We start from the raw sequence: 12,549 nt of genomic DNA, 5'->3' as shown, positions 1-12,549 counted from the left end.
GTTACCAATATTGGCAACCCCAAGTCCATGGCTTTCTATGCCGCTGTCTTTTCAGCCGCAGCCCCCGCCCACGTTTCGCCAGGCACGTTTTTGTCGATGCTGGCAGTTGTCGTGGTGGTTTCAATGACCTGGTATGGAATGGTCGCAATCGCTCTTTCGCAATCCAAGATCGCTGCCGGGTACCAAGGGAGGAAAAAAGCAATTGATCGACTGTGCGGTGGGTTGATTTTGTCTTTGGGGATTCGCCAACTGGTTTAGCAATCCTCTCCTTTATCCGAGAAGAAGGAGACACACTTCGCGATGTCTTCCCCGCTCCCCTCCCCGGCTGCGTACAGTTCTTCTCGATGGGTCAGGGCCTGGAGCCCACGTCCATTTCGCAGGCCCGCGACAGTGCTTGCGTATCGATATACTCCCGGATGTTCGTCAGCTTTCCATTTCGCACGGTAATGGCGAAGACCCAATCGTCCTCCCACGTTTTATTCGTGGCCTTGATTCTCCCCTTGGCGAAGCCGACGACCAGAACCCGGTCACCCTGCGCCACGTATTCATGGAACTCCATGACAGAGGTTTCCATCTTTTCGGAAGCCTTCTGAAGCAGATCTTCCAATCCCGCGTGCCCGCGATGCGTGCCAGCCAGCGGCCAGTCCTCGCCCGGAATGATCCATTCAATATCTTCGGAAGTCAGCGCCATTAGACCTCGCCTATCGCTGCGGCCCATTGCAGTAAAGAAGTCTTTAACAACCTGAACATTCTTTTGTGTGTTCATCAAAATCTCTCCGCTTCTCTCGCATCTGCTCGCGTCCGTTCTAATCAGATACCTTGTGGACCTGCCGGTGAGGGGCGTGGTGTCGGAGACTCAGCCGATATCGACTTTCAAGGCGATGTCCCAAGTGCCGGCGCCGTTTTTCGCCAGGCCGATCATCATCAGGCCGAGCGCCTCGAGCGTCTGGGCCATGTGCAGGCCACCAACATCCAACGGACGCAGCCCGAGACTTTCGATGAACGTCGAGACGCGTGCCTTGGCCTGCGGATCGTCGGCGGCGATGAACGCATCGAGGGGGCCTCCCTTGGCAAGGACGTGGCCGAAAAGGGTGTTGAATGCCTTCACGACATGCGCGCTGGCGGGGGCGATCCTGGCGATCTCCTGCGCACCAGAACTGCCGGCGGGAGAGACGAGACCCGTGAGGTCCGGCGAGGCCGTGTTGGTGATGTCGATGATCACCTTGCCGTCGAGCGCGTCCCCGTAATCGGCCACCACCGAGGCCGCACCGGTGTAAGGCACGGCGAGGATGACGATGTCGCCGGCGGGCGCGGCCCCATAGGTTCCTGTGGTCGCTCCCGCTGCGAGCTTGTCGACCAGCGCCTGCGCCTTGGCGGGGTCGCGGCTGACCACCTCGACGGTGTGTCCAGCTTTGACGGCACGACCGGCGATGGCCGCAGCCATGCCTCCTGAACCGATGATGCTGATAGTGCTCATGTGTAATCTCCAAATGAGTTGGGGTATTGCCCGCAATCTCTGAACGGGCTTCCCCCGGTTGGTATCCCGTGTTGTGCCGGGCTCGTTGCGACCCGGCGAACAGCCTCAGCTCACTCAGGCGGCAGGGAAGTAATGGCCATTGTCCATATCGGCAAACAGGCCCGGCTGCATTGGTGTCCAGCCGAGCATCCGGCGCGTGATATCGCTCGACGCCGGGGTATCCAGCGTCACCAAGTTCGCGAGGAAGCCGAAGAAACCCGGCCCCATCATTACGTCCGCAGGAATGGGCACGACGGGAAGGTTCAGACGGCTGCCAATGGCCTGCGCGATCTCGCGGTACGGGATCGCCCCTTCAGCAACCGCATGCCAGGATCTGCCAGCGGGACTCTTCTCCAGCGCCAGGCGGAACAGGGTAGCGAGGTCGCGGGCATGCACTGCCGCCCACCGGTTGGAGCCGTCGCCGGGGAAGCCAACGACGCCCTTTTCCTTTGCTTGCCCGATTAGGACCTGAAGGAAACCGGCCTTGTCGGTTGAGCTGTGCATGATTTCAGAAATGCGCACGACCGAAGACCGCACGCCCCGCTCAGCGAGACCGATTACAGTCAGCTCCACGATGTTACGAACCCGCAGGGAGCCCTTATATTGATCGCCAGCCGGAGAAAGAGCCGGATCCTCCTCGGTCGCCGGTCGGCTCTGGAGCGGCCCAGGAACCGGCCAACCCTCGTTAGTCGGCGAACCGATGCTGCCCGACACGACCAGCGGCTTTCCCGTTCCAGCCAGTGCATCACCGTATGCGAGCATGATCTGGACCTCCGCTGCGGCAACAGCGTCGATCCCGCCGACCGGAAGCAGGTCTTGTCGGTGCGCGACGTGGATTACGCCGTCGGCGGCTGCAGCCGCCTCCTTGAGCCCCTCGAGATCATCGAGATCACCGCGACGCACCTTTGCGCCGAGCGCAGTGATCGCCTCCGCCGCGCTGTCTGACCGGGCCAAAGCGGTGACCTCGTGGCCGGCAGCGATGAGGTCGGAGATGATGTATGGACCGGAATGGCCGGTCCCGCCAGTTACGAAAACGCGCATGTTGGTGTTCCTTGTAAGTGGGATAAAAAATGGTGCTGCGGGTGCGGTCAGCCGAGAAGGCTGACGCCGATTGAGAAGTGCGTGTGCTTGACGGAGTGGGCAATGAGGCCCAGCGAAAGCAGGCAGGCGTGCTCCAACGTTCGCGCCATGAGCAACGGCCCGGTGTCCATCGGGCGTAATCCGAGGCTCTCGATGAATGCCGAGACGCGTGCCTTCGCCTGCGCGTCGTCTCCAGCGATGAACACGTCCAACGGGTGGCCCTCGACAGGACCGGCAGCCAGGACGTGGGAGAAATGGGTGTTGAACGCCTTGATGACTTCGGCGTCGGCTGGGGCTGCTTTAGCGATTTCCTGCGCGCCGAAACTATTCTCAGGAGTCACAAAGCTTGTGAAGTCGGGGGCGACGGGGTTGGTGATGTCGACAAGAAGCTTGCCTGCCAATTCTTCGCCGTACTGCTTCACCACGTCGAGAACGACTGAATAGGGAACCGCCAGAATGACAATATCCCCGGCCGGCGCGGCGCCGAACGTTCCTGTCGTCGCGCCGGCTCCGATCTGCTCGGCCAGCGCCCGCGCCTTGATGGCGTCACGACTCATCGCCCCGACGGTGTGTCCGGCTTGGGCGGCAAGGCCGCCGATCGCTGCGGCCATGCCACCTGAGCCGATGATGCTGATAGTGCTCATGCGCAGTTTCCTTGCAGGTATGGGGGTTGATCATTCCATGGCTGCTGGTGCGATCCGGCGAACTCATTCAACGTGCGATCCATGCTGGTCGCTTTACTTGCAAATAGCAAGTGATCTATGGAATTTTACTTGCGACATGCAAGCGATGCTAAGATCCAGCCATGAAGACAACTCTTAAAGAAGACTTTCGATCCCATTGCGCGGTGAACTACGGCGTGGAGATTTTTGGCGACCGGTGGTCGCTCTTGATCATTCGCGACATCGTTTTTGTTGGAAAGAAGACGTATGGCCAGTTTCTGAAATCGGAAGAGGGAATCGCGACCAATGTTCTTGCTTCCCGACTTGCCTTTCTTGAGGAGCAAGGCGTTCTCTCGAAGGCGCCCAGCCCCGACGACAGACGCAAGGACTTTTACACGTTGACCGAGAAGGGCCTGGACCTCATTCCCATCGTGATCAACATTGTGCTCTGGAGCGCGAAGCATGATTCGAAGTCGTACGTGCGGCGCCACGAGGATTTGGTTGCTCGATTAAGTCAAAACCCCATGCAGGTGAGCGAGGAAGTGAAGGCGCTGGTCCGCAATGGCGGGTGCCTCTTTCCTGAGAGCGGGGGATGAACAAAGCGGCGAACGCGCCCTGTCACGGCGCGCAAATGAGTTGGTATCGGTTCCGATGACTCAGGTCCGAGGGCTCGCGACCATTTCCGAGGCCCGCGACAATGCTTGCGTGTCGACGTACTCCCGGATGTTCGTCAGCTTGCCATTGCGAACAGTGATGGCGAAGACAAAATGGTCCTCAAACGTCCTGTTCGTGGCTTTGACTTTCCCCGTAGCAAAGCCGACGACCAGGACCCGGTCTCCCTGCGCTACGAACTCGGGGGGCTGCGGGGAGGAAACTTCCATCTCTGCGCAAGCCTTCTGAAGCACGTTTGCCAATCCCGCGTGCCCGCGGTGCGTGCCGGCCAGCGGCCACCCCTCTCCCGGAATGATCCACTCGATATCTTCGGCAGACAACGCCAGCAGACCTTGCCTATCGCCGCTGCCCATTGCTGCAAAAAAGTCCTTCACAATCTGGATATTCTCTTGATTGCTCATAAAGACTTCTCCCTTGCTCTTACAAAGGATCGCGTAGTGTCCGTCATTCAGCGGGGGACGAGGCCGAGTTGTTGCTGCATCGCAGAAGCCTCGTTGTAGCAATGGAAAGATTTGACCTTCCCGCCTTCGAGGTGGAAAACATCGCATGACGGGACATCTATCTTCTTGCCCGTGGGAGCTAGCGTCCCTGAAGCAAGTGGCAGATCACCCTTGTGCGTTCCCCGAATCGCGAGTTCGACAACGACGACGTCTCCCGCGACATGGACGTTGAATATCTCACGGTGGACATCGGGGAACGCACTGACCATACCCGCGATAGACTCACCAATGGCCTTGCCGCGAAACTTCATGCCGGATGCCATATCCCACATGTAGCCTTCCTCAGAGAACATGGAAACAAACTTCTCGATATCCGTTCCCTGCCCTTCCGCGGCGGCGCAGAGTTCTCTGATTATTCTTTCATTATCAAGCATCATCATTCCTCTCCTTCATTATTGAGCACTTACCAACTCGTATAAATTGTGGCCAGGACCGCACCAACATTTACGATCGCGATTCATCAGCCGAACTTGACCAAGTCCTTGAAGATCAGTTGACCCCAGCTATTTCCGCGCGCCTGCACAAGCAGTCCACCTTCCGAAAGCCCACCCAGTTTGATCGGCGAGAAACCGAGATTTTCTGCAAGCGCACCCACTTCCGTTGCGGCGCCGTCATCGTCGCTCGCCAGGAACACGACTCTCCTGCCACCCTGTACGGCCGGATCCTGGCCAAGGACGGCAGCGCCCAAATGATTGAAGCCCTTGACCAGTCGTCCACCAGTAAAGGCCTGCGCGACGACTCTGGAAGATGGCTCTCCTCCCAGTTCTTCAGGGGACACGCCGTAGGCATTGGTCACATCGATGATGGTCTTCCCCTTCCAGGTCGGCAACGCCTTAGCGACATCCGGGTGCGACTCGAAACGGACAGCCAGAAAGACGATGTCCGCCTTGACCGCGTCCGCCAGTTTTTTGGGAATGATCTGAGGTCCGATCGCTGCTGCGACGGATGCAAAGCTTTCCGGGGCGCGCGTGGTTGCAACGGCTACTTCGATGCCGTTGCGGGCAAACGCCTTGGCCAGGGCCTGGCCGATATTGCCGAAACCGATGATTGCGTAGCTCATATATTCTCCTCAGGTTTACCACCCCCGGCGGCGCCAAATAGCGGGCCGGGCGTGGCGAGTCAGATTTGCGCCAGGCCGCCGTCGACGGCGACCTCGCTGGCGGTCATGAAGCTGCTGTCCTGCGACGCGAGAAAGGCAGCCACCGCTCCGATCTCCGCTGGATCGGCCATGCGCTGGAGCGGATTCATCGAGGCGAAGACCTTCATGCCCTCCTCGCCTAGCGCGGCCTTCGCGAGTTCGGTCGCCGTCGGCCCGGGCGACAGCACGTTTACCCGGATGCCAGTGCCCTTCAAGTCCTCCGCCCAGGTCCGCGCGAGGTTGCGCACTGCCGCCTTGCTCGCGCTGTAGACGCTGAATGCCGGGGCGCCCGTGGTGCCGGCGCTCGACCCGGTCAGGATGATCGAACCGCCCTGGCCCATCAGCGGCAGCGCCTTCTGGACCGTGAAGATCGTCCCCTTCACATTGGTTTCGAAGGTTTCGTCAATGTGCTCGGCAGTGAGCTTGCCGAGCGGAAGCGGGCCTCCCGCCCCGGCATTGGCGAAAACGATGTCGAGGGTTCCGCGCTCGGCCTTCACCGCCGCGTAGAGTCGGTCGAGGTCGGCCTCATCGGAGACCGAGCCCTTCACCGCGCGGGCATTGGGCCCAAGTTCGGCCACAGCGGCGTCAAGCGCTTCCTGCCGGCGGCCAAAGATGAAGACGAAGGCGCCCTCCTCGATGAAGCGTTTTGCAGCGGCGAGGCCGATGCCCGTAGCGCCACCGGTGATCACAGCGGTCTTTCCATTCAGTCTGGTCATGTCGTACATCCTTCCTAAGCGTTGTATGGAAGCAGGGAGCTGCTTGCTTGAGAACGACTATGCGGATCTAATAACCTAACGACAAGTATGCACTTTTAGGTAAGTACCCAATATGACCACACCTTCTGAAACCTGCGACCCCGGCTGCGGGCTCAACGCCACGCTGCGCATCATCTCGGGCAAGTGGAAACCGCTGGTCCTGTTTTTCCTGCGCGACGGCCCAAAGCGCTATGGCGAACTCAAGCGTTTGATCCCTGGCGTCAGTGACAAGGTGCTGATCCAGCAATTGAAGGATTTGGAGGCCGATCAAGTGCTGGCGCGGACCGACTACAAGGAAGTGCCGCCGCGCGTGGATTACACGCTGACCCCGCTCGGTCGCAGCCTGGCTGACGCGATCATCCCGCTGTGCACCTGGGGAACCGAGAACATGGCGGAAGTGGCAAGCATCTTCGCCAAGCGCGACACGCTGCCCTAGCGGGATGTGGCTCGGCATATTGCAGCGACACCGGAGTACATGCGCTCTCGCCACGAACGCAAGAATCTTGAAATGTTGTTTGCCCACCTCAAGCGCATCTTGAAAGTGGATCGTTTACGACTACGTGGCATGAGTGGCGCAACCGATGAGTTCACGCTGGCCGCCGCAGTGCAGAACCTGCGCCGGCTGGCCAAACTTTTACCGCAAGGGCCACCGGTCACGGGATAGGTGCGCCTGCACCAAGTAATAAATCTCAAATTGACCCAATCCACTAGATAACAAACCTCAAAGAGGCCGAACAATGAGGTCGTCGGCTATTTAAGCCGCGGAGCCCTAGAACTTTTCTCTTTTTATCGGTCTATGTGGACAGGCACATCCTCGGTAAGCGCGACCTCGCAGGCTTCCCGCAGTCAGATGGCCACACGTCCATTGTCAATCAGAGGTTGTCTTCGCTCATGAAATTCCATGACCCACGGATGGTGCTCTTCGGCCTGTTCGCGCTCGCGGCAGTGGGCTCCGCATCAGCAACACAAATGAAGACCTCAACCCCTGTTTACGCAACTGAAGTGGCAGCCGTTCAGGCTCCGGTCGAGGCCGCCGGCAACCCTTGGCCAACCTTGGCCAGTATGGCCGGCAAACAGCCAGGCCCCTTGCTGGCCCATGACGACCGATACTGGCATGACGGCCGTTGGCACGATCGTAGAGACGATTGGCGCCGAGATGAATGGCGTAGAGAACAGTGGCGCAGAGAGCAAGCCCGTCGAGAAGCTGAACGCCATCGTTATTGGGAGCGCCACGATGATCGGCCCATGCGGCACCGCTACGAGGACGATCACCGCTACTATCGTCGCTAGCCTGAGAATAGATATCGATGATGCCTTGGGAATGGCGGAACAGACGGAAGTCTGACAATTGATGTGACGCGACGGTCGAAGCTGGACCGTCGCCGACCCGCCAGAAGACACTCAGAAACTCATCCGTGTACCAGATAGGCTCCCAACGGAACCCGATGCCGTAGCTTCTTGCATTTGCCCGGTGGGGGCTGATGCCCGGGCGGACGATCAGGAAACCAGATTCGGCATTTACCCGGAGGCGGCCAATGGCCACGGGGAATCTCAACACCATCGTACGCGGGCGCTGGCTCGGCGGAAGCCGATTGCAATTCTCCTTCGGGCATTGCGCGAGCGAAGTTGCCAGCATCGCGCCCAGTATCCGGAGCGGCTTGTTCAGCAGCGGCCATTTCTGCTTCGCGCAGCCTTTGGGCCTCCTCTTCAAGCCCCTTCTGTACTGCGACCTGGTCCTCTTTGGCGTTGGGTGAGGTGCTCGATGCGTTGGCCTGCTGCGCCGCCTGGATCAATTGGAAGTTGCGGTTGCGTAACGCTACGTTGCTACCAACTCTCATGTTCGAGCGCACCGCCAACGTTTCAGCCTGTTGGTACTGCCCCTGCTGAAGACGCAACACACCGAGATAATGCAGCGTCGCGGGATTGTTCGGCTGGATATGCAGAGCACGCTCCAGCGTGGCAGCGGCTTGGTCCAACTGGCCATCTCCATACTGCCGCGATGCGGTTTCGATCAGGGTGGTTGATGCGCTGTTGCTTTGCGAGGGCGCCCTTCGCTCGGCAGCAACCGAACAAAGCGACGTGACGACGCAGAACGCCAGGAGGAGGCTCGGCAGAGAAATCTTGGTTGGCATCAGGGGGCGGACTCAGCTGATCTCGGACGGCACTGTCGTAAAACAGGCCACCAGCACTGCTCGGCATCTGCGATACAGGGCCCCCATTGACCTGGCCAGTACCCTGAAGTTCCCGCCGCAACCGCCACTGCAGACGGAGTGGAATCCGCGGGCCACCGCAACCGGTATCAATTTTTACCTGAAATTTTAAGCTGGTATCATTCAAGCACTGACAAACCGAGCAGAAAATATGAATCGTCGTAAAAAAATAAATCAGTTATTAAAGGCTAACGCCAAAAAGGCCAGCGCCAAACTGGCACCGAAAAGCAAGACTAAATACATTAGTAAAGCTGACCGATTGAAGCTGGCGGCTGAAGCCGGTCAGGACGCAATCACTTGCGCTGAGAGCTGATCTACCTAGCCTTCGCGACCGACCGCTTCCGCCCCAGAGCCCACTTCCCTGCCCAACCGATCTGACAGATCGCGCGGACGCCAAAACTGCTACAGCGGTTTTTTGTTGAGCTGCAGCAGTTCCCGCACCACGAGTTTACAATCTTGCTTCTTTGTAGGATGACTGAAGAAACTCTGCTATCAGCGATGTGATCTGCTGCTGAATCTCCCCACGTGAGCGACCGCCGTCGCCATCCAGGCAAATGATGCCATCGCCTGGTACATCTTCTTCGAGCAGTTTCTGCGCGCCAGGTTTGCACATCGACAAGAAGCTGAAATGGCTTGCGTCGCTGATTTCGACGTAACGGCTTGTCGCCGCAGGCAAGCGTTTGGCCAGGTTGGCAGACTCCAACTCAGCAGGAAGCTCGCGCGACGGTACACCGGCAGCGATCACCAGCGTTGGTACCGGCAGCGCCGCCAGGCTTTCATCGGTCAGGCCCCGTGAAAGGCCCAGATCCAATGTGACCACAGCAGAGACGCGTTTATCGCGCAAATCGGCGGCCAACGCGGCCTTTGATTTTGAGGTGCTTGCAGGGTTTATCGTTGCGTAGACGGTGCAACTCGCTAACTGCGGGTGGGCTTTGCAGTCAAGGGCGAAGCGGTCTGGATCGAAACGAGCGCCGGCTATCTCCAGGGCGGTCCAGCCGCCGAGTGAATGGCCCACTACTGCAATTCGGTCATTGGCGACCAAGCCGAATTTTTCTGGTTGAGTCGTGACCGCATCTATGGCTCGGCGTAAATCAACCGGGCGCTGCCATAACTGCGCCGCAGCTTGAGGGCTACGGTCATGAGTGGTGGTGCCAGGGTGATTGATTGCGGCGACGATGTACCCCCTATGAGCCAGAGCACTGGCAAGCCAGATCTGGTTGCTCCAGTTCCCCCTGTATCCGTGGGAAAGCACCAGCAAGGGATGCTTGCCAGCAGCGGGCGGCGCGTTACGAACGGCAGAAGCACCGACAAACACCACATCATCGCCGATCAATTGCGTGGCGGCGGTAGTCGCACTGGGGTACCAAACGACCATCTCCAGTGAGCGGTCACTGTGCGGGTCCGCCAGTGTGGAAGATTGGAAGCCGACAGGGTTCTCGTCAGCGAGTGCGAGAGTAGTCAGGCAGATCAACAACAGGGCGCCAAAAGCTATTTTCAATGTCGTTTCTTCCTTGATTGGACAAGTGCACAGCAACCTGAATCCGCCGTCAGGCGCATCCACCTTCGTACGGAGTCGAAGCTAACGTGGCTGCATAGTGAGCACGGACATTAAAGCCCACAATCGAATCCACGGGCATAAACTTTCGCGGTCTTTTAGAGAGAAGGCTGAACGTCCGCTTTCCCGCGGGTCTTGCCTAGTGAAAGGCAGTCACCACCCGCTAAGCATCCTGCAATTTCTCACGCAGAAACTCGATGAACCGTTGGGTTTTCGCCGGTAACAGTCGCGTCTCGGTGAGGGCATAAACCGAGACGGGCGGAGCCTGCCACAGCGGCAAGACTCTGCGTAGCGTGCCATCGGCGAGGTCTACCTGTGGGAGCAGCGCACCGCCGCTCCCACAGGGATGAGTCGCTACATCTCAACCTGCGTACCCAGCTCAATCACACGATTGAGCGGCAAATTGAAGTATTTGAGGTTGCTGTTGGCGTTCTTCAGCAAGAACGCAAACAGGGTCTCGCGCCAACGGGCCATGCCGATACGCTTGGTCGGGACGACCGTCTCGCGGCTGAGGAAATAGGTGGTGCGCATCGGACTGAAATCCAGCTCTTTCAAATGGCACAGACTCAACGCCAGCGGCACATCGGGCTCCTCTATAAAACCGAAGTGCAGACTGACCCGGAAGAACCCTTCGCCAAAAGACTCGATCTCGAACCGCTGATCCGCAGGCACACGCGGGCGGTCTTCAGACACCACGGTGAGCAACACCACCTGCTCGTGCAGCACCTGGTTGTGCAACAGGTTGTGCAACAGCGCATGGGGAACTGCATCGGATCTGGCCGTCAGAAATACCGCCGTACCCTGCACACGATGGGGTGGTTGCGCGCGAATGCTGCTGATGAACAACGGCAGCGGCAGAGCGGTTTCGTCCAGTCGCTCGACAATGATCTTGCGGCCGCGCTTCCAGGTGGTCATCAAAATGAACAGGGCAATACCGGCGATTACCGGGAACGCACCACCCTGGAAGATCTTCGATATGTTGGCGGCGAAGTACAGACTGTCGACCACGAGAAAACCCAATAGCATCGGAATCGCCAGCCAGCGCGGTGTTTTCCACAGCAGCAGGACCACGGCCGAGGACAGGATGGTCGTGATCAACATGGTCCCCGTCACCGCCACGCCATACGCCGCTGCCAGCGCACTGGACGACTCGAAGCCGATGACCAGCAACACGACGCCGACCATCAGCGCCCAGTTCACGAGGCCGATGTAAATCTGCCCCTGCTCCTGACTGGAGGTGTGCTGGATAAACATACGCGGCACGTAACCCAGCTGAATGGCCTGGCGAGTCAGTGAGAACGCCCCGGAAATCACCGCCTGGGAGGCGATGATGGTGGCCAGTGTCGACAGCGCGACCATCGGCAGCAGCGCCCAGTCGGGTGCCAATAGATAGAATGGGTTGCGTACCGCTTCCGGGTTCCCGAGGATCAACGCCCCCTGGCCAAAGTAATTGAGCACCAGGCCAGGCAGCACCAGCATGAACCAGGCACGGGCAATCGGTTTGCGACCGAAATGGCCCATGTCGGCATACAGCGCTTCAGCACCGGTCAATGCCAATACCACGGCGCCCAGAATGGCGATGCCAATGCCCGGATGAACCACGAAGAATCGCACCGCCCAAGCAGGATTGAGCGCTTGCAGCACTTCCGGGCGTTGCAGAATGCCGAATGTACCGAGAATGCCCAACACCACGAACCACAGCACCATGACCGGGCCGAACAGGATGCCGATACGCGCCGTGCCATGTTTCTGGATCAGGAACAGTGCTACCAGAACGATAACGGACAGCGGAACGACCCAATGCCCGATGCCCTCGAACGCAAGTTGCAGACCTTCAACCGCGGATAGCACCGAAATGGCCGGGGTGATCATACTGTCCCCGTAAAACAGTGCCGCGCCAAACAGCCCGAGCAACACCAGGTTCCGGCTCATTTTCGGATAAGGCGCCGAGGCCCGGCGTGCCAGTGCCGTCAAGGCCATGATGCCGCCCTCGCCCTGGTTGTTGGCGCGCAGGATAAACAGCACGTACTTGATCGAGACGACCCAGATCAGCGACCAGAAAATCAACGACAGAATGCCCAGTACACCGTCCTGATTGGCCTGGACGCCATAGTGGCCGGCGAACACTTCCTTGAGGGTGTAAAGCGGGCTGGTACCAATGTCCCCATAAACCACGCCGACCGCGGCGACGAGCAAGCCCACTCCTGATGTTTTGGCGTGGGAGTTTTCATGGGCGGGGATCGCTGTTTCGCTCACGGGTAGCTTCTCTGAGATTGAAGGAAATAAATGGCATGCCACCTTCGAGCAAGAGGGTTTGCGGGGCTACCGGGTAAACATTGGAACTCAGCCTTGAAACCCCACGGCTTGATAATGAGATTAGTCCATGGGTGTCATGCCGTTCGTTCAAGCGACCTGGAGAGTTTGCAGGCCTGTCGACGATCAAAAAAACGCGGCAAGTATC

General features: G+C 58.9%; 16 protein-coding genes and 2 pseudogenes. 6 read left to right on the top strand and 12 right to left on the bottom strand.

The window, feature by feature from the left end; translation table 11 throughout:
• Positions 1 to 258: LysE family transporter (locus AC07VO_RS29380; protein WP_158245537.1), on the top strand; the 258-nt coding region annotated here is incomplete at its 5' end.
• A gap of 91 nt (positions 259 to 349) precedes the next feature.
• On the opposite strand, the gene AC07VO_RS29375 is transcribed toward AC07VO_RS29380, so the two are convergent.
• The 4 genes from AC07VO_RS29375 to AC07VO_RS29360 all read right to left on the bottom strand — a co-directional run bounded on the left by AC07VO_RS29375 (position 350) and on the right by AC07VO_RS29360 (position 3,240).
• Complete coding sequence (locus AC07VO_RS29375) at positions 350 to 766, bottom strand: nuclear transport factor 2 family protein (protein WP_086946188.1); 417 nt, start codon at positions 764 to 766, stop codon at positions 350 to 352.
• A gap of 90 nt (positions 767 to 856) precedes the next feature.
• Positions 857 to 1,477 (bottom strand): NADPH-dependent F420 reductase, encoded by a 621-nt coding sequence (locus AC07VO_RS29370; RefSeq protein WP_086946187.1) that lies wholly within the window; start codon positions 1,475 to 1,477, stop codon positions 857 to 859.
• Positions 1,478 to 1,591: 114 nt separating this feature from the next.
• The gene (locus tag AC07VO_RS29365) at positions 1,592 to 2,557 is read right to left on the bottom strand and encodes an SDR family oxidoreductase (protein WP_086946186.1); all 966 of its coding nucleotides are present in this window, start codon (positions 2,555 to 2,557) and stop codon (positions 1,592 to 1,594) included.
• A gap of 47 nt (positions 2,558 to 2,604) precedes the next feature.
• Entirely contained in the window at positions 2,605 to 3,240 is a 636-nt protein-coding gene (locus tag AC07VO_RS29360) for an NADPH-dependent F420 reductase (RefSeq protein WP_495007729.1), read from the bottom strand.
• Positions 3,241 to 3,401: 161 nt separating this feature from the next.
• Between AC07VO_RS29360 and AC07VO_RS29355 the strand changes: the two genes are divergently transcribed.
• A complete protein-coding gene (locus AC07VO_RS29355; protein WP_018930255.1) occupies positions 3,402 to 3,854 on the top strand; it encodes a winged helix-turn-helix transcriptional regulator in 453 nt (150 codons plus the stop codon).
• 60 nt (positions 3,855 to 3,914) lie between these two features.
• Here the strand turns inward: AC07VO_RS29355 and AC07VO_RS29350 are convergent, their stop codons facing one another.
• From AC07VO_RS29350 to AC07VO_RS29335, 4 genes are all read right to left on the bottom strand, one after another.
• Positions 3,915 to 4,331, bottom strand: a complete 417-nt coding sequence (locus AC07VO_RS29350) for a nuclear transport factor 2 family protein (protein WP_086946185.1) — start codon at positions 4,329 to 4,331, stop codon at positions 3,915 to 3,917.
• A 47-nt stretch (positions 4,332 to 4,378) separates the two neighbouring features.
• Complete coding sequence (locus AC07VO_RS29345; protein WP_225602926.1) at positions 4,379 to 4,810, bottom strand: ester cyclase; 432 nt, start codon at positions 4,808 to 4,810, stop codon at positions 4,379 to 4,381.
• Positions 4,811 to 4,890: 80 nt separating this feature from the next.
• Positions 4,891 to 5,490 carry an NADPH-dependent F420 reductase gene (locus tag AC07VO_RS29340; RefSeq protein ID WP_064618415.1) on the bottom strand — a complete coding sequence of 200 codons (600 nt, stop codon included), beginning with the start codon at positions 5,488 to 5,490 and terminating at the stop codon, positions 4,891 to 4,893.
• A 59-nt stretch (positions 5,491 to 5,549) separates the two neighbouring features.
• The gene (locus tag AC07VO_RS29335) at positions 5,550 to 6,284 is read right to left on the bottom strand and encodes an SDR family NAD(P)-dependent oxidoreductase (RefSeq protein ID WP_018930253.1); all 735 of its coding nucleotides are present in this window, start codon (positions 6,282 to 6,284) and stop codon (positions 5,550 to 5,552) included.
• Between the two features lie 112 nt (positions 6,285 to 6,396).
• Here AC07VO_RS29335 and AC07VO_RS29330 point away from each other — a divergent pair, with 112 nt between their 5' ends.
• The 3 genes and pseudogenes from AC07VO_RS29330 to AC07VO_RS29320 all read left to right on the top strand — a co-directional run bounded on the left by AC07VO_RS29330 (position 6,397) and on the right by AC07VO_RS29320 (position 7,613).
• Positions 6,397 to 6,759 carry a winged helix-turn-helix transcriptional regulator gene (locus AC07VO_RS29330; RefSeq protein WP_086946184.1) on the top strand — a complete coding sequence of 121 codons (363 nt, stop codon included), beginning with the start codon at positions 6,397 to 6,399 and terminating at the stop codon, positions 6,757 to 6,759.
• Positions 6,760 to 6,987 (top strand): annotated as a pseudogene (locus AC07VO_RS29325) (transposase); the annotation flags it as partial.
• A gap of 227 nt (positions 6,988 to 7,214) precedes the next feature.
• The gene (locus tag AC07VO_RS29320; RefSeq protein ID WP_225609344.1) at positions 7,215 to 7,613 is read left to right on the top strand and encodes a hypothetical protein; all 399 of its coding nucleotides are present in this window, start codon (positions 7,215 to 7,217) and stop codon (positions 7,611 to 7,613) included.
• Positions 7,614 to 7,732: 119 nt separating this feature from the next.
• Here the strand turns inward: AC07VO_RS29320 and AC07VO_RS29315 are convergent, their stop codons facing one another.
• Positions 7,733 to 8,455: a tetratricopeptide repeat protein gene (locus AC07VO_RS29315; RefSeq protein WP_064618422.1), complete on the bottom strand. Its 723-nt coding sequence runs from the start codon at positions 8,453 to 8,455 to the stop codon at positions 7,733 to 7,735.
• Between the two features lie 229 nt (positions 8,456 to 8,684).
• Here AC07VO_RS29315 and AC07VO_RS29310 point away from each other — a divergent pair, with 229 nt between their 5' ends.
• Positions 8,685 to 8,846 (top strand): DUF2986 domain-containing protein, encoded by a 162-nt coding sequence (locus tag AC07VO_RS29310; protein WP_064618425.1) that lies wholly within the window; start codon positions 8,685 to 8,687, stop codon positions 8,844 to 8,846.
• 135 nt (positions 8,847 to 8,981) lie between these two features.
• Here the strand turns inward: AC07VO_RS29310 and AC07VO_RS29305 are convergent, their stop codons facing one another.
• The 3 genes and pseudogenes from AC07VO_RS29305 to AC07VO_RS29295 all read right to left on the bottom strand — a co-directional run bounded on the left by AC07VO_RS29305 (position 8,982) and on the right by AC07VO_RS29295 (position 12,344).
• Positions 8,982 to 10,031, bottom strand: a complete 1,050-nt coding sequence (locus AC07VO_RS29305) for an alpha/beta hydrolase family protein (RefSeq protein WP_086946182.1) — start codon at positions 10,029 to 10,031, stop codon at positions 8,982 to 8,984.
• A gap of 220 nt (positions 10,032 to 10,251) precedes the next feature.
• Positions 10,252 to 10,422 (bottom strand): annotated as a pseudogene (locus tag AC07VO_RS29300) (LysR family transcriptional regulator); the annotation flags it as partial.
• 20 nt (positions 10,423 to 10,442) lie between these two features.
• Positions 10,443 to 12,344 (bottom strand): potassium transporter Kup, encoded by a 1,902-nt coding sequence (locus tag AC07VO_RS29295; RefSeq protein WP_050563969.1) that lies wholly within the window; start codon positions 12,342 to 12,344, stop codon positions 10,443 to 10,445.
• Positions 12,345 to 12,549: the final 205 nt, after the last annotated feature.

This window comes from Pseudomonas sp. GW821-FHT03E01, assembly GCF_059420765.1.
This window is presented reverse-complemented; position numbering and strand designations above follow the sequence as displayed.

Excerpts from the sequence above, each read along its gene's own strand:
- AC07VO_RS29375 (WP_086946188.1), bottom strand. The coding sequence starts at position 766 with ATGAACACACAAAAGAATGTTCAGGTTGTTAAAGACTTCTTTACTGCA.
- AC07VO_RS29370 (WP_086946187.1), bottom strand. The coding sequence starts at position 1,477 with ATGAGCACTATCAGCATCATCGGTTCAGGAGGCATGGCTGCGGCCATC.
- AC07VO_RS29365 (WP_086946186.1), bottom strand. The coding sequence starts at position 2,557 with ATGCGCGTTTTCGTAACTGGCGGGACCGGCCATTCCGGTCCATACATC.
- AC07VO_RS29360 (WP_495007729.1), bottom strand. The coding sequence starts at position 3,240 with ATGAGCACTATCAGCATCATCGGCTCAGGTGGCATGGCCGCAGCGATC.
- AC07VO_RS29355 (WP_018930255.1), top strand. The coding sequence starts at position 3,402 with ATGAAGACAACTCTTAAAGAAGACTTTCGATCCCATTGCGCGGTGAAC.
- AC07VO_RS29350 (WP_086946185.1), bottom strand. The coding sequence starts at position 4,331 with ATGAGCAATCAAGAGAATATCCAGATTGTGAAGGACTTTTTTGCAGCA.
- AC07VO_RS29345 (WP_225602926.1), bottom strand. The coding sequence starts at position 4,810 with ATGATGATGCTTGATAATGAAAGAATAATCAGAGAACTCTGCGCCGCC.
- AC07VO_RS29340 (WP_064618415.1), bottom strand. The coding sequence starts at position 5,490 with ATGAGCTACGCAATCATCGGTTTCGGCAATATCGGCCAGGCCCTGGCC.
- AC07VO_RS29335 (WP_018930253.1), bottom strand. The coding sequence starts at position 6,284 with ATGACCAGACTGAATGGAAAGACCGCTGTGATCACCGGTGGCGCTACG.
- AC07VO_RS29330 (WP_086946184.1), top strand. The coding sequence starts at position 6,397 with ATGACCACACCTTCTGAAACCTGCGACCCCGGCTGCGGGCTCAACGCC.
- AC07VO_RS29320 (WP_225609344.1), top strand. The coding sequence starts at position 7,215 with ATGAAATTCCATGACCCACGGATGGTGCTCTTCGGCCTGTTCGCGCTC.
- AC07VO_RS29315 (WP_064618422.1), bottom strand. The coding sequence starts at position 8,455 with ATGCCAACCAAGATTTCTCTGCCGAGCCTCCTCCTGGCGTTCTGCGTC.
- AC07VO_RS29310 (WP_064618425.1), top strand. The coding sequence starts at position 8,685 with ATGAATCGTCGTAAAAAAATAAATCAGTTATTAAAGGCTAACGCCAAA.